The sequence below is a fragment of the Streptomyces sp. NBC_00691 genome (genome assembly GCF_036226665.1).
Lineage (GTDB): Bacteria > Actinomycetota > Actinomycetes > Streptomycetales > Streptomycetaceae > Streptomyces.
Genome location: NZ_CP109007.1, coordinates 2451933 through 2466974 on the forward strand (window position 1 = coordinate 2451933; position 15042 = coordinate 2466974).

General features: G+C 72.0%; 10 protein-coding genes and 1 pseudogene. 4 read left to right on the plus strand and 7 right to left on the minus strand.

The features are described 5' to 3' along the window. Positions 1-99: 99 nt before the first annotated feature. From OG392_RS11005 to OG392_RS11025, 5 genes are all read right to left on the minus strand, one after another. Positions 100-1185 carry a LacI family DNA-binding transcriptional regulator gene (locus OG392_RS11005; RefSeq protein WP_329278074.1) on the minus strand — a complete coding sequence of 362 codons (1086 nt, stop codon included), beginning with the start codon at positions 1183-1185 and terminating at the stop codon, positions 100-102. Next, positions 1173-2840 carry a glycoside hydrolase family 13 protein gene (locus OG392_RS11010; RefSeq protein WP_329278076.1) on the minus strand — a complete coding sequence of 556 codons (1668 nt, stop codon included), beginning with the start codon at positions 2838-2840 and terminating at the stop codon, positions 1173-1175. Before OG392_RS11010 ends, OG392_RS11005 begins: the two co-directional genes overlap by 13 nt. Positions 2841-2902: 62 nt before the next feature. Next, positions 2903-3778 (minus strand): sugar ABC transporter permease, encoded by an 876-nt coding sequence (locus OG392_RS11015; RefSeq protein WP_443055065.1) that lies wholly within the window; start codon positions 3776-3778, stop codon positions 2903-2905. After that, the gene (locus OG392_RS11020; protein WP_329278080.1) at positions 3772-4785 is read right to left on the minus strand and encodes a carbohydrate ABC transporter permease; all 1014 of its coding nucleotides are present in this window, start codon (positions 4783-4785) and stop codon (positions 3772-3774) included. Before OG392_RS11020 ends, OG392_RS11015 begins: the two co-directional genes overlap by 7 nt. Positions 4786-4805: 20 nt before the next feature. Then, entirely contained in the window at positions 4806-6080 is a 1275-nt protein-coding gene (locus OG392_RS11025; RefSeq protein WP_329278082.1) for an extracellular solute-binding protein, read from the minus strand. 359 nt (positions 6081-6439) lie between these two features. Between OG392_RS11025 and OG392_RS11030 the strand changes: the two genes are divergently transcribed. Both OG392_RS11030 and OG392_RS11035 read left to right on the plus strand, forming a co-directional pair. Beyond that, positions 6440-7468, plus strand: coding sequence for a LacI family DNA-binding transcriptional regulator (locus tag OG392_RS11030; protein WP_329278084.1), 1029 nt, complete (start codon positions 6440-6442; stop codon positions 7466-7468). 191 nt (positions 7469-7659) lie between these two features. Further along, complete coding sequence (locus OG392_RS11035; protein ID WP_329278086.1) at positions 7660-8640, plus strand: phosphatase PAP2 family protein; 981 nt, start codon at positions 7660-7662, stop codon at positions 8638-8640. Here the strand turns inward: OG392_RS11035 and OG392_RS11040 are convergent. Further along, positions 8624-9079, minus strand: a complete 456-nt coding sequence (locus OG392_RS11040; RefSeq protein ID WP_329278088.1) for an amidohydrolase family protein — start codon at positions 9077-9079, stop codon at positions 8624-8626. The two genes, OG392_RS11035 and OG392_RS11040, sit on opposite strands and share 17 nt — an antisense overlap. Here OG392_RS11040 and OG392_RS11045 point away from each other — a divergent pair. Then, positions 8960-9271: pseudogene (locus OG392_RS11045) on the plus strand (TetR/AcrR family transcriptional regulator); the annotation flags it as partial. The gene OG392_RS11040 and the pseudogene OG392_RS11045 sit on opposite strands and share 120 nt — an antisense overlap. Positions 9272-9327: 56 nt before the next feature. Here the strand turns inward: OG392_RS11045 and OG392_RS11050 are convergent. Then, on the minus strand, positions 9328-12330 hold the full coding sequence (locus OG392_RS11050; RefSeq protein WP_329278090.1) for a bifunctional [glutamine synthetase] adenylyltransferase/[glutamine synthetase]-adenylyl-L-tyrosine phosphorylase: 3003 nt from the start codon (positions 12328-12330) through the stop codon (positions 9328-9330). A gap of 376 nt (positions 12331-12706) precedes the next feature. Here OG392_RS11050 and OG392_RS11055 point away from each other — a divergent pair, with 376 nt between their 5' ends. Continuing rightward, complete coding sequence (locus OG392_RS11055) at positions 12707-14875, plus strand: PIG-L family deacetylase (RefSeq protein WP_329278092.1); 2169 nt, start codon at positions 12707-12709, stop codon at positions 14873-14875. Positions 14876-15042 lie beyond the last annotated feature (167 nt).

Below are 15042 nucleotides of genomic sequence, written 5' to 3' on the forward strand. Positions count from 1 at the left end.
TCGCAAGAAGCTGCCGAAAATTTCAGCAACTGTTTTCAGCCGTGACCGTACGAGTGCCCCGACGCCCGGTCAACCCTCCGGACACCACAACGCAAGTTGTTACGCAAGGACTTGCGGCAGCCCGGCGCGGGCGGGCGGCTGCGCCGTGGAGCCGCGGACCACCAGCTCCGGCTGGAAGACGAACTCCGTGCGCTGGACGGGATTTCCCTCGATCTCCTCCAGGAGCGCGCCGACGGCCGCCGTCGCCATCGCCTGGACGGGCTGGCGCACGGTGGACAGCGGAGGGCTGGTGAAGGCGATGAGCGGCGAGTCGTCGAAGCCGACGACGGAGACGTCCCCGGGCACGTCGAGGCCCCGGGCACGGACGGCACGGATCACGCCGAGCGCCATCAGGTCGGAGCCGCAGACGATGCCGGTGCAGCCCTCGCCGAGCAGGATGTCGGCGGCCGCGTGCCCGCCCTCGACTCCGAAGAGCGTGGGTCTGATGAACCGTTCCGCGTCGGCGCGCTCCACGCCGAGGAGCTCGTACAGCTCGGCGGTGAAGCCCTCGGCCTTGCGGCGCGAGGGCACGTAGCGGGTGGGGCCGATGGCGAGACCGATGCGCTCGTGCCCCAGCTCCACCAGGTGCCGCACGGCCATCCGCGCCGCGGCCCGGTCGTCCGGGGAGACGAAGTTGGCGTCGATGTGCTCGTTGTAGCCGTTGATGAGGACGTACGGCACGCCCCGGGCGGTCAGCCGGGCGTAGCGGGCCGGGTCGGCGGAGGCGTCCGCGTGCAGCCCGGAGAGGAAGACGATGCCGGCCACCCCGCGCTCCACGAGCTGCTCGACGAGCTCGTCCTCGGTGGCGCCGCCGGGCATCTGGGTGCAGAGCACCGGGGTGTAGCCGTGCCCGGCGAGGACCTGCTCGACGACCTGCGCGAACGCCGGGAAGATCGGGTTGGTCAGCTCGGGGACGACGAGCCCGACGAGCCCCGCGCTGCGGCGTTTCAGCCGCACGGGACGCTCGTACCCGAGCACGTCGAGCGCCGCGAGCACCTTGTGCCGGGTCGCGCCGGCCACCCCCGCCTTGCCGTTGAGGACCCGGCTGACGGTGGCCTCGCTGACCCCGGACTGGGCCGCGATGTCCGCGAGCCGCGGGGCGCCGTTCCCGGCGCCCCGCGGCAGGGGGATCGTCACACCGCCCACCAGGCGGTCGAGTCGGCGGGCAGGACCGCCTCGTCGTCGACGATGGTGATCTCCTCGTTGGAGAGAAGGAACCGGCCGGGCAGCGGGACGGAGATGGCCCGGCCGGTGGTGTTGGCGATGCAGGCGAAGCCGTCGCGACGGAAGGAGAGCACACCCTCGGGTGCCTCCAGCCACTCGACGGCCTCGCCCGCACCGAGTCCGGGCTGCGCCCGCCGCACGGCGAGGGCGCTGCGGTACAGCTCCAGGGTGGAGCCGGGGTCGCCGGTCTGCGCCTCGACGCTCAGGCCGCCCCACGTGGGGGGCTGCGGCAGCCAGGAGCCGCCCGCGCCGAAGCCGTACGAGCCGCCCTCGACGGTCCACGGGATCGGGACCCGGCAGCCGTCGCGGAAGCCGTCCTGGCCGGACGCCCGCCAGAACGACGGGTCCTGGCGGACCTCGTCGGGCAGGTCGGTGACGTCGGGCAGGCCGAGCTCCTCGCCCTGGTAGACGTACGCCGAGCCGGGGAGCGCCAGCATCAGCAGGGTGGCGGCGCGGGCCCGGCGCAGGCCGAGTGCGCGGTCGCCGGGCTCGCGGAGCTGGGTACCGAGGCCCGCCGGGTTGGCGAAGCGGGTGGCGTGCCGGGTGACGTCGTGGTTGGAGAGCACCCAGGTGGTGGGCGCGCCGACCGGGCGCATCGCCTCCAGGGAGTCGTCGATCACGCGGCGCAGCTCGGCGGCGTCCCAGTGGGTGCCCAGGTACTGGAAGTTGAAGGCCTGGTGCATCTCGTCGGGGCGCACGTAGTTCGCGGTGCGGTCGACGGTCGGGGTCCAGGCCTCGGCGACGAGGACACGCTCGCCGTCGTACTCGGAGAGCACGTTCCGCCAGGAGCGGTAGATCTCGTGGACGCCGTCCTGGTCGAAGAAGGGCATGACGTCGTTGCCGAGCAGCTTCAGCTGGTCGTGGGCGCCGAGGTCGGGCAGGCCCTCCGCCTTGACGAGGCCGTGGGCGACGTCGACGCGGAAGCCGTCGACGCCCATGTCGAGCCAGAAGCGCAGGATCGAGCGGAACTCGTCGCGGACGGCGGGGTGTTCCCAGTTGAAGTCGGGCTGCTCCGGGGCGAAGAGGTGGAGGTACCAGTCGCCGGGGGTGCCGTCCGGGTTGTCCGTGCGGGTCCAGGCGGGGCCGCCGAAGATGGACTCCCAGTCGTTGGGCGGCAGTTCGCCGTTCTCGCCCTTGCCGGGGCGGAAGTGGTAGCGCTCGCGCAGGACCGAGCCGGGGCCCTCGCGCAGCGCGCGCTGGAACCACTCGTGCTGGTCGGAGGAGTGGTTGGGGACCAGGTCGACGATGATGCGCAGGCCCAGGGCGTGGGCGTCGCGGATCACGGCGTCGGCGTCGAGGAGCGAGCCGAACATGGGGTCGATGGCCCGGTAGTCGGCGACGTCGTATCCGGCGTCGGCCTGCGGCGAGGCGTAGAACGGGGAGAGCCAGACGGCGTCGACGCCGAGGTCCTTGAGGTACGGCAGCCGGCCGCGGATCCCCTCCAGGTCGCCCATGCCGTCGCCGTTGCCGTCGGCGAAGCTGCGCGGGTAGACCTGGTAGATCACCGCGTCTCTCCACCAGCCCGTGTGCGTGCCGGTGGTCGGGGCGTCGGCCGGGGTGGCGAGATGCTGGGTCATGTCTTCCCTGGGAGGTAAGGAGGCGCGTACAGAGGTGCGTGCAGAGGGCGGGCTCAGGGCCGTCAGCCCTTGACGGCACCGGCGGACATGCCGGTGACGAGGTGGCGCTGGGCGAAGAGGAACACCAGGGCGGCGGGGATGGCGATGAGCACGGAGGCCGCGGCCATGGGGCCCCACTGGGCGCCGTACTGGTTGACGAACTTCTGGAGTCCGCCGGCCAGCGTGAGGTTCTCGTCGCCGACCATGAAGGCGGAGGCGTAGGCGACCTCGCCCCAGGCGGTGATGAACGAGTAGAACGCGGTGACCGCGATGCCCGGCTTGGCGAGCGGCAGGATCAGCCGCCAGAACGTGCCGAACGGGGTGAGGCCGTCGACGTAGCCGGACTCGTCGATCTCGCGCGGGATGGTGTCGAAGAAGCCCTTCATCATCCACGCGCAGAACGGGACGGCGATGGTCAGGTAGGTGATGACCAGGCCGGCCGGCTGATTGAGCAGGCCCATCGACGCCATGATGTTGTAGATCGGCACGATCAGGACGGCGACCGGGAACATCTGGGTGATGAGCAGCGTCCACATCAGGCCGCGCTTGCCGGGGAAACGGAAGCGGCTGACGGCGTAGCCGGTGGTGGCGGAGATGAAGACGCCGATGACCGTGGTGAGACCGGCGACGAGCAGCGAGTTGGCGAACCAGGTGAGGAACGGGGTGTCGTTCAGCAGGTTCGTGTAGTTCTCGAGCGTCGTCTCCTTGAAGAAGTCCGTGGTGATCGCGTACTTGGCCGGCTTGAGCGAGGTCAGCAGGACCCACAGCACGGGGAAGACGGCGATCACGGACGCCACGATCAGGGTGACGTGCAGGGCGACCGAGGCGAGCGGCGAACGGCGTCCGCGGAGCGGCGTGTTGGCGACGGCCTGGGGGGTGGGGGTCGTGGTCGTCACCAGACTTCTCCCTGCTTGCGGAGGACTCGCCGGTAGACCGCGGCGAAGAGCATCAGGAGGACCAGGATGAGCACGCCCCAGGTGGAGGACTGGGCGAAGTCGCGCGGACTGACCTCGAAGGAGAACTTGTACGCCTGGGTGACGAGGATCTGGGTGGCCTCGCCGGGCCCGCCCCGGGTGAGCAGGAAGATCACCGGGAACATGTTGAAGGTCCAGATGGTGGAGAGCAGGATCACCGTCGTCGACACCGAGCTGAGGCCGGGCATGGTGATGTGCCGGAACCGCTGCCAGGCATTGGCGCCGTCCATCTCCGCGGCCTCGTACAGCTCGCCGGGGATGGACTGGAGCCCGCCGAGGAGGGCGACCATCATGAACGGCACGCCGAGCCAGACGTTGACGAGGATGACCGAGAACTTGGCCCAGGTGGGGTCGTTCAGCCACGGGACGGCGTCGATGCCGCCGCCCGCGAGGATCTTGTTGAGGAGACCGTTGTCCTGGTTGTAGAGGAAGCGCCAGGCGAAGACGGAGACGAAGCCGGGCACGGCCCAGGGCAGGATCAGCAGCAGCCGGTAGAAGGAGCGGCCGGCGATCTTGCGGTTGAGGACGTTGGCCAGGGTCAGGCCGAGCGCGAAGGTGACCGAGACGCAGGACACCGTCCACAGCAGGGTCCAGCCCAGGGTGGAGAGGAACTGGCCGCCGGTGAGCGCGTCGGTGTAGTTGTCGAGGCCGACGAACTCGTAGGTGGCCGGGATCTCGTTGACGCCGATCGACCGCGCGACGTTCCGCTCATTGGCGTCGGTCAGCGACAGGTAGATGCCGCGGACCAGCGGATAGCCGATGATCACCGCGATCACGATCGTCACCGGGGCGATCATCGCCCAGGCGTACCAGTGGGTGGCGAGGGAGCGCTTCCTGACGCTCCTGCGCTTGCCAGTTCCGCGGCTCCGGCCGCGGGCGACGCTGTCGCCCGCGGCCTTCACCACCGACTGGCTGGGGGTGTCCACAGCCATCAGCCGGCCTGCCCTTCCTGTTACTTCCAGTCCTTCAGGAGCTTGCGGTAGGCGTCGCCCGTCGCCTTCGCTCCCGCGTCCGGGGTGGTCTGGCCGGTGAGGACCTTGGTGTACTCGGTGACGAGCGGCGCGAAGAGGCTGCCGGTCTCCGGGATCCAGGGGCGCTCGACGGCCTTGTCGACGACCGGCTTGAAGAAGCCGATCATCTCGTTGGTCGCGACGTCCGGCTTGATGTAGACGGACTCTCGCGTCGGGAGCAGGCTGAGCTCCTTGGCGACCGTCGCCTGGGTCTCGGCCGAGGTCATGTACTCGGCGAAGGCGTAGGAGGCGTCCAAGTTCTTGGAGCCCGCGTAGACGGCGAGGTTGTGACCGCCCTGCGGGGCGCCCTGGCCGGCCGAACCGGCGGGGACCGGGGCGATGCCCAGGTTCGCCTTGTCGGCGAACTCCTTGCCCGCGTAGGTGTCGGAGACGGCCCACGGGCCGTTGATCATCATCGCGACCTTGCCTTCCTTGAAGGCGGTCTGCATGTTGTTCCAGCCGTCGGTGGCATCGGTCTTGGCGGCACCGGAGTCCACCAGGTCCTTGACGACCTTGAAGCCCTTCACGCCGGCCGGGTTGTCGACGGTGATCTGCTTCTTCTCGGCGTCGACGAGGTCGCCGCCCTCGCCGTAGAGGAAGGAGAGGAACCAGTAGGCGTCGTCGCCGCGCAGGTAGAGGCCGGGGTTGCCGGTCTTCTGCTTGATCTTGGCGGAGACGGTCTTGAGCTCGTCGATGGTCTTGGGGACCTCGACGCCGGCCTCCTTGAAGATCTTCTTGTTGTAGAAGATGCCCATGGAGTCGATGACCTGCGGGACGGCGTAGGTCTTGCCGTTGTACTTCGTGGAGGCGGCAGCCTGCTCCAGGAAGTCGTCCGCGTCCTTGAGGGCCGCAGTGCCGTCGAGCGGCGCGAGGTAGCCGAGGTCCGCGAACTCGGGGGTCCAGGCGACCTCGGAGCGGATGACGTCGGGGGCACCGGAGCCGGACTGCGCGGCGTTCTTGAACTTGTTCTGCGCGTCACCGAACGGCACGTTCACGTACTTGACGGTGACCTTCGGGTGCTTCTTCTTGAAGTCCTCGGCGACCTTCTTGAAGACCTTGTCTTCGGAGCCGACCGTGGAGGTGTCCCACCAGGTCACCGTGCCGGAGAGCTCGCCCGAGCTCTTCGAGCCGCCGTCCGAACCGCCGTCGCTCCCGCACGCCGCCAGGGTCACGCCCAGGGCCGCGACCAGCGCGGTGGCCGCTATGCCACGCCGCATGTGAACTCCTTCAATGGATCCCGGGGGGACGAGGGGCTGGAACCTTCCTCATGCGACCGCTCCCTCGCGGCGCTCCGGGTTGCCAGGAACGTAACAGGGATGAAAACGAGCCGAAAGACCTTGCGAGAACTTTCTGCAAGGACCGGGGATCGTTACATCCGCGTGTCCCGAAGGTTGCCGTCGAATCGCTTGACACCAGCTGACACACGCCCCTCGCGCGCCGTACGGCCCCGCGCGCACGCCCCGGGCACACCACGCACGCCCCGCAAATCCTGCAAGAGCTTGCGGAGTGGCTTGCATCACCCGCACCTCACCCGTGCGGTGTGCAACACGCCCCGTGACCGGTACAGTCCATCCTCATGACCGCGCGGCTCTCCGACATCGCAGCCCAGGCGGGGGTCAGTGAGGCCACAGTCAGCCGCGTGCTCAACGGCAAGCCCGGTGTGGCCGGGGCCACCCGTGAATCCGTCCTTGCCGCGCTCGACGTGCTCGGCTACGAGCGGCCCGTACGACTGCGCCAGCGCAGCGCGGGCCTCGTCGGCCTCATCACCCCCGAACTGGACAACCCGATCTTCCCCGCGCTCGCGCAGGTCATCGGGCAGGCCCTGACCCGGCAGGGGTACACCCCGGTGCTCGCCACCCAGACCCCCGGCGGGTCCACCGAGGACGAGCTCACCGACATGCTGGTCGAGCGGGGCGTCGCCGGCATCATCTTCGTCTCCGGACTGCACGCCGACACCACCGCCGACATGACGCGCTACGACCAGCTGCGCGGCAAGGGTGTCCCGTACGTCCTCCTCAACGGCTTCTCCCCCAAGGTGCAGGCGCCCTTCGTCTCCCCCGACGACCGGGCCGCGATGCGGCTCGCGGTGACGCACCTGGCCGCGCTCGGGCACACCAGGATCGGGCTCGCCGTCGGGCCGAAGCGGTTCGTGCCGGTGCTCCGCAAGATAGAGGGCTTCCAGCAGGGTATGCAGGAGCGGCTCGGCCTGGGGTTCGAGGAGTCCGAGGAGCTGATCCAGCACTCCCTCTACACCCTCGAAGGCGGCCAGGCCGCGGCCGGGGCCCTGATCTCCCGCGGCTGCACGGCGGTGGTCTGCGCGAGCGACATGATGGCGCTCGGCGCGATCCGGGCCGCACGCCAGCAAGGGCTCGACGTCCCCCGGGACGTCTCCGTCGTCGGCTTCGACGACTCTCCCCTCATAGCGTTCACCGATCCGCCGCTGACCACCATCCGGCAGCCCGTGCAGGCGATGGGGCAGGCCGCGGTCCGCGCACTGCTCGAAGAGGTCGGGGGCACCCCCGCCCCGCACTCCGAGTTCGTCTTCATGCCCGAGCTGGTCGTCCGCGGGTCGACGGCCTCGGCCCCGCCCGCCGCGCGCGCCTGACCGCCGCGCGCCGGCCCGGCGCCCGACCCCCCACCGACCTGCCCCGCCCCGTGCCCGACCTGCCCCCCTGCCTGTTCCCGACCCCTACGGCACCCTCCCCACGACCTCATTCCTGAGGTGGACCGGGTGCGCCCCGAACCCGTCGGAGGGATGATCGGTCGGGGGGCGGCGATCTGGCAGACTCTCTCCCTATGGGTGAAACGACCGTGAAGAGTTTGGACAACCGGACGACCCCGTCGTCACCCACCGTGGCCGACGGCAGGTTCGCGCGCCTCCGTGCGCGCGCGCCCAGACGCCCCACGATCTGGTTCGAGGTCCTGCTCATCGCCGTGAGCTACTGGACGTACTCGCTCATCCGCAACGCGGTGCCGGAGCAGAAGACCCAGGCGCTCAAGAACGCCGACTGGATCTGGCAGGCGGAGGAGTCCCTCGGGCTGGCCTTCGAGCACGCGGTCAACCACGCCGTGAACTCGGTGACGTGGCTGATCGTGTCGATGAACTACTACTACGCGACGCTGCACTTCATCGTGACCATCGGTGTGCTCGTGTGGCTGTACCGATGGCACCCGGGCCGTTACGCGGCGTTCCGGACCGTCCTGTTCGCCACCACCGGTGTGGCCCTGGTCGGTTACTACCTGTACCCGCTCGCGCCGCCCCGGCTCATGAACGGCCAGGACTTCGTCGACACGGTGCTCGTCCACCACACCTGGGGCTCGATGGCCTCGGGCAACCTCAAGCACGTGTCGAACCAGTACGCGGCGATGCCGTCGATGCACATCGGCTGGTCCCTCTGGTGCGGCCTGACCATCTTCCTCCTGGCCAAGGCGCCCTGGGCGAAGATCCTGGGCCTGCTCTACCCGATGGCGACCCTCGTCGTCATCGTCGCCACCGCCAACCACTTCTGGCTGGACGCGGTGGGCGGCATGATCTGCCTCGGCTTCGGCTTCGCCGTCTCCTACTTCTGGTACGGCTCCCGCCCGCACCGCCTGCCCAAGCTGGTCGAGCCCATGCCGGGCGCGGTGACGCGGAGCGGCCCGCCTCCGAAGGCGGAGGCGGACCGCGAGGACGAGAAGGCCGACGTCGTCCCGGCGAACGGGCAGGCCGCCGGGACGGACGGGGCCGAGAAGACCGCGGCCGCCGACACGGAGCGCCCGGTCAGTTCCCGTAGGTGATCCGGCCGCCGGCGACGGTGAGGCGGATCGGGGCGTTCTCCGTCTCGTCCGCCGGTGCCAGGACCGGATCCACGGCGAAGGCGGTGAGGTCGGCCCGGAGGCCCGGGGCGATCCGCCCGGCGATCCGCTCCTCCCCCGCCGCGACGGCCGCGTGCGTGGTCATCCCCTCCAGGGCCATCAGACCCGTGAGCCCGTGCCCGCGTACCTCCGCCTCTACGACGGACACTCGGTCCTGGCCGCCCAGCCGTACGCCGAGCGGGGCGCCGCCGAGGACGTCCTCGATCAGGTCGTGGTGGACGGGGCGGCCGCCGAAGACGTTATGGTCGAGGCCGAAGCCGATGATCCAGCCGTCGCGGCGCTCGGCGTCGCGCAGGGCGACTTCAGCGTCCCCCAGATCGCCAGACGACTCGGTGTGCAGACGGCTTCGGTGTACCACCATGTGGACGGCCGGGACGGCATCGTGGAGCTGCTGCGGGAGCGGATCTGCGCCGCCATCGACAGCGGCACTCTCGACGGACGGCCGTGGGACGCGGCCGTCGCCGCCTGGGCGCGCTCCTACCGGGCCGCCTTCGCCGCCCACCCGAAGGCCATCCCGCTGCTCACCACCTCACCGGTGCGCGCCCCCAGGGTGCGCCGTCTCTTCCGGACGGGGCCGGCGCGCTCCTTCCGCGCAGCCGGCCCGGGCGGCTACGCCCCGTAGAACAGCTCCTCGACGACGGCGCGGGCCCGGCGGGTGATCCGCCGGTAGTCGTCGACCATCTCGCCGACATGACCGGACTCGTATCCCAAGTACCTTCCGACCGCCGCGAGTTCACGCGGATCCGAGGGGAAGGTGTCGCCGGGCCGGCCGCGGACCAGCATCACCGCGTTGCGGACGCGGGTGGCGAGGACCCACGCCTCGTCCAGGGTCTGCGCCTCCTCCGTCGGGACGAGGCCGGCCGCGTGGGCCGCCCCGAGCGCCTCGCGCGTACGGGTCGTCCGCAGCCCCGACTCCACCCAGCCGTGCTGCATCTGGAGCAGCTGCACCGTCCACTCGACGTCGCTCAGACCGCCCCGCCCCAGCTTGGCGTGGAGGGTCGGGTCGGCGCCGCGCGGCAGCCGCTCGGACTCCATCCGGGCCTTGAGGCGGCGGATCTCACGGACGGCGTCCTCGCCGAGACCCTCGGCCGGATAGCGCAGCGGGTCGACGAGTTCGATGAACCGGTCTCCCAACTCACGGTCGCCCGCGATGGGTTCGGCGCGCAGCAGCGCCTGGCTCTCCCAGACGAGGGACCAGCGGTGGTAGTAGGCCGCGTACGACTTCAGGGTGCGGACCAGGGGGCCGCTCTTGCCCTCCGGCCTGAGGTCGGCGTCGATCAGCAACGGCGGGTCGGCGGTGGGGAGCTGGAGCAGTCGCCGCATCTCGGCGACCACCTTGTTCGCGGCCCTGGCCGCCTCCTGCTCGTCGACGCCCTGACGCGGCTCGTGCACGAACAGGACGTCGGCGTCGGAGCCGTACCCCAGCTCGTGACCGCCGAAGCGGCCCATGCCGATGACGGCGAACCGGGTGGGCAGTTCGTCGCCCCACTCGGCGCGCACGGCGGCCCGCAGGGCGCCCGCGATCGTCGCCGCGTTGAGATCGGTGACGGCCTCCCCCACCCGGTCGACCAGGGCGCCCGGGTCGGGCTCGCGGGGGCTGTCCTCGGTGCCGTACGAGCCGATGAGGTCGGCCGCCGCGGTCCGGAACAGCTCCCGGCGGCGCACCCCGCGGGCCGCCGCGACGGCCTGCTCGGCGTCGGACGCGCGGCCCACCGCGGCCAGGACCTCCTGCTCCAGGTGGTCCCTGCCGCGCGGCTTCAGACCCTCCGGGTCGCCGAGCAGCGCGACCGCCTCGGGGGCGCGCAGCAGCAGGTCGGGCGCGAGGCGACCGGCGGAGAGGACCCGGGCGAGGTTCTCGGCGGCGGCGCCCTCGTCGCGGAGCAGCCGCAGGTACCAGGGGGTCTTGCCGAGGGCGTCCGAGACCTTGCGGAAGCCGAGCAGGCCGGCGTCCGGGTCGGCCGAGTCCGCGAACCAGCCGAGCAGCACCGGGAGCAGCGTCCGCTGGATCGCGGCCTTGCGGCTGACCCCGGAGGCCAGGGCCTCCAGGTGGCGCAGGGCGGCGGCGGGGTCCTCGTACCCCAGCGCTTCGAGCCGCTGTCCCGCGGCCTTCGGACTGAGCCGGATCTCGCCGGGGGCGAGCTGGGCGACGGCGTCGAGCAGCGGCCGGTAGAAGATCTTCTCGTGCAGGCGGCGGACGACGGCCGCATGCCGCTTCCACTCCTTGTTCAGCTCGGCGACCGGGTCGGTGCGCAGTCCGAGCGAGCGGCCGAGGCGGCGCAGGTCGGCCTCGTCCTCGGGGACGAGGTGGGTACGGCGCAGCCGGTAGAGCTGGATGCGGTGCTCCATGGCCCGCAGGAAGCGGTAGGCCTCGTCGAGCTGGGCGGCGTCGGCCCGGCCGACGTAGCCGCCGGCGGCGAGGGCGGCGAGCGCGTCGAGGGTGGTGCCGCTGTGCAGTCCGGCGTCGTTGCGGCCGTGCACGAGCTGGAGGAGCTGGACGGCGAACTCGACGTCGCGGAGACCGCCGGGGCCGAGCTTGAGCTCGCGGTCGACCTGCGCGGCGGGAATGTTGTCGACGACCCGGCGGCGCATCTTCTGGACGTCGGGGACGAAGTTCTCCCGCTCGGCGGCCTGCCAGACCAGCGGGGACACGGCGTCGATGTAGTCGGCGCCGAGCTCCGGGTCGCCGGCCACCGCGCGCGCCTTGAGCAGCGCCTGGAACTCCCAGGTCTTCGCCCAGCGCTGGTAGTACGCGAGGTGGGAGGAGAGCGTCCTGACGAGGGGGCCGTTGCGGCCCTCGGGGCGCAGATTGGCGTCGACCGGCCAGATCGTGCCCTCGACGGTGGTCTCCGAGCAGATCCGCATCAGGTGCGAGGCGAGCCGGGTCGCGGCCTGCATGGCCTTGGCCTCGCCTCCTTCCCGGTCGCCGACCTCATGGGCCGGCTCCCCCACGAAGATCACGTCCACGTCGGAGACGTAGTTCAGCTCGTGCCCGCCGCACTTGCCCATCGCGATCACGGCCAGCCGGCACAGCGCGGCGTCGGCGGGCGCCGCCGTGCGGGCGATGGCGAGCGCCGCGCGCAGGGTCGCCGTCGCCAGGTCGGCCAGCTCGGCGGCGGTCTCGGCGACGTCGATGGTGCCGCACACGTCACGGGCCGCTATGGCCATCAGGCACCGGCGGTAGGCGACCCTCAGCGAGTCCGTGTCGGTGGCCTCGGCGAGACCCCGCTCGAACTCGGCGACCCCCGGGTGCAGGTCGGTGGCCTCGTACGTGACGAGGGACTCCCAGTCGCGCGGGTGCCGGGCCAGATGGTCGGCGAGCGCCTCGGAGGCGCCGAGCACCCCGAGGAGCCGGTCCCGGAACGGCTTGGCCGCGAGCAGGGTGGTCGTGAAGGTCTGCCGCTCGGTCTCGGGCTGCGCCTCGACGAGCCGCACGAGACCGCGCAGGGCGAGGTCGGGGTCGGCGGTCGCCCCGAGGGCGTCGAGGAGGACGGAGTCGCCGCGCAGCGTGGACAGCTCGGGCACGTCCAGGAGCCGCTCCGCCCCCGACGGGTCGGTGAATCCGTGCCGCAGCAGACGTGAGAACGTGCTGCTCCTGCGTCCCGGCACCGTCATTCCGCCGCTCCCTCCGAGCAGGTCCGCCCCGGGGTCGGCCCCGGGACTCACCCCGGGTCGGAACCCGGGCGGATCGAGCCTATCCGGAGCGGGGGACGGGGGCTTTCAGGCCTTCGCTTCGCAGCGGATCACACGTGATGTCCCGCACATCAATGGCTTTTCGAGGTCGATGAACCGTATTCCTTGAAAGTCCGTCTTGCTGGTGGCGGACCACCCCCGCCTGCCCGAACCCGCCGAAGCGACCCTGACGCGGACCCGACCGCATGCGCGGGACCACCCCGCCTGCCCGAGCCCGACCAGGCGACCCCTGAAGCCGCCCCGACCGCCAGCGCGGGACCGATCCGCCTGCCCGATCCTTGAAAGCGCGCCGCCGACCATGCCCGTACGCCTCCGCCGCCGTCTCCCCCTGTCCCGCCGCAGAACCGTCTCCACCGCGGTCACGGCCGTCCTGGTGGGCGGCACCTTCGCCGGACTCCTGTCGGTGACCGGCGCCCCGAAGACGGCCGCGGCACAGACGGCGACTCCGCCCGGGACGGCGCCGACGGCCCCGGCCACGCCGCCGCGGGCCTCGGCCCCGTCGCCGGTCCCCATGGCCACCGGCCCGGACTCCCGGGACCCGGCCGCGGACCCGCGGCCCCCGGCGTCCGCGGCGGACTCCGTCACCTCGGTCATGCAGATCGTGGCGCACCCGGACGACGACCTGTTCTTCATGAACCCGGACATATCCCAGACCATCCGCTCCGGCACCCCGCTGGCCGCGGTGTACCTGACGGCCGGTGAGTCCGACGGCGTCAACGCCCGGCCCCGCGACGCCGCCGCCGTCACGGCCGACAAGGCGGGCTACGCCGAGGCCCGGCAGAACGGCATCCGTGCCGCGTACTCCGAGATGGCGACCGGCAGCCGGACCAGCCCCTGGGACCGGGTGGCGATACCCACGGCCGGCGGCGGCCTGGCCGAGCTCGACACCCTGCGCGCCGACCCGAAGGTCAAGCTGGTGTGGCTGCAGATACGCGAGGCCGGTTCGACCAACCAGTACCGCCCGCACAGCCTGAACGGCCTCTGGCACGGACTGATCGGCACCCTGGAGTCGCAGCGCTCCTCGGGCACCCCGGTCTCCGCCGACTTCCGGTACACGAAGGACGAGGTCGTGGCGACGATCGCCGGGCTGCTCGACCGGTTCCGCCCGACCTTCGTCCGGATGCAGGACCCGAGCCCCGGCATCGACCCCAAGACCGGGAAGGTCCGCGACCACCAGGACCACCTGTACGGGGCGAGGTTCGCCCAGGCCGCGCTCGCCCGGTACGCGGAACTGCCCGGACATCCGCGGGTCGGCGTGCAGAACTACCTCGGCTACCCCACCAGCGTCCTGCCGCACACGCTCGACCCCGAGACGGCGGGCGACAAGCTGAAGACCCTGAAGACCTACGCCTGGCTGGACGGCGTCAACGACTGCGGGACGCCCGCGGGCTGCGGCGACCTGAAGGTGGCCGCGCGGCCCGCCGGACGCGGCTGGACCGCGACCGTGCGGTACGCCCGGGGCACCTCCACCTCCTGGGTGCAGCACGACCGTGACGGCGGGCTGCACGCCTTCTCCGTCCTCGACGGACAGCTCGCGGCCTGGCGGAAGCCGGCCGGCGGCGGCGCGTGGAACGGCCCGACCCTGCTGCCCGGCACGGGCATGGACACCGGGATCACATCGGTGTCGCTGCCCGACGGCCGGATCGCGGTCTACGGCACCCGGACGCTCCTCTCGGGCGGCCCGGCCGGCTACCGCCGCGAGGTCGTGAGCACCGAGCAGACGGCGCCCGGCGGCGCCTTCGGCCCGTGGCGCTCGCTCGGGACCCCCGAGCGGAACGACATGACCGGCACCTCGGACATCAGCGCGCCCGCCGTGACGGTGGACACCGACGGCCGCGCGACCCTGGTCCTGCGTGACAGCCTGCGCCGGCTGACCGCCCGCGCGCAGGACGCGGACGGCGGCTGGGGGCCGTGGCGGGTGCTCGGCGGCACGGACGTCGTCGGCGATCCGGTCGCGGTGAGCGACGGGAAGGGCAGGGGGTACGTCTTCGCGAGCACCCCGAAGACCGTTCTCCTCTGGGCCCAGCACGTGCCCGGCGGGCCGCTCACCGGTCCGGCGCTGACCGCGCTCCCGCCGACGACCCTGGCGCTGAGCGCGACGCCGGCGCCGAACGGCGACGGCGTACGGCTCTGGTTCCGCAAGCCGGCCTCCGGCGATCTGCGCAGCGCCGACTTCTCGGGCGTCGGCCCGGTCTCCCCGTTCACGGAGCTGCCCGGCGGCGTGGCGGGCTTCGGCCCGGTGAGCGGTGGCGGCGGACTCCTCGCGGTCCGGTCCCGGACCGGTTTCCTGGCGACGGCGCCGCACGGCAGGACGGGGGCGGCGGGGCCGGCCTGGAAGCTGGAGAGGTTCCTGTTCGCGGGCGCGCCGGACGCGGGGGCGGACGGGGTCGCGGCGATCGGTCTGGACGGCCGACTGCACTGGACGCCGGCGGTGCCGGGAGTGCCGGGAGTGCCGGCCGGACGGTGAGTCCCGGCGAACCGGCGGGCCGGCGGGCCACGGCGGGCGGTAGGTCCCTGCGAGCCGGCGGGCGGCGGCGGGCGGCGGGTCGTGGCGCGCGGTGGGTCGTGGCGGGCCGATGAGTTTCGCGCGCCGGTCCGGTCGTCATCTGTGAACAGCCGCCGCACGCGCGGCGG

What these genes read in the sequence shown, in the direction of transcription:
- OG392_RS11010 (WP_329278076.1), bottom strand. Translation starts at nt 2,840, where the DNA reads ATGACCCAGCATCTCGCCACCCCGGCCGACGCCCCGACCACCGGCACG.
- OG392_RS11020 (WP_329278080.1), bottom strand. Translation starts at nt 4,785, where the DNA reads ATGGCTGTGGACACCCCCAGCCAGTCGGTGGTGAAGGCCGCGGGCGAC.
- OG392_RS11055 (WP_329278092.1), top strand. Translation starts at nt 12,707, where the DNA reads ATGCCCGTACGCCTCCGCCGCCGTCTCCCCCTGTCCCGCCGCAGAACC.
- OG392_RS11030 (WP_329278084.1), top strand. Translation starts at nt 6,440, where the DNA reads ATGACCGCGCGGCTCTCCGACATCGCAGCCCAGGCGGGGGTCAGTGAG.
- OG392_RS11035 (WP_329278086.1), top strand. Translation starts at nt 7,660, where the DNA reads ATGGGTGAAACGACCGTGAAGAGTTTGGACAACCGGACGACCCCGTCG.
- OG392_RS11025 (WP_329278082.1), bottom strand. Translation starts at nt 6,080, where the DNA reads ATGCGGCGTGGCATAGCGGCCACCGCGCTGGTCGCGGCCCTGGGCGTG.
- OG392_RS11050 (WP_329278090.1), bottom strand. Translation starts at nt 12,330, where the DNA reads ATGACGGTGCCGGGACGCAGGAGCAGCACGTTCTCACGTCTGCTGCGG.
- OG392_RS11040 (WP_329278088.1), bottom strand. Translation starts at nt 9,079, where the DNA reads ATGGTGGTACACCGAAGCCGTCTGCACACCGAGTCGTCTGGCGATCTG.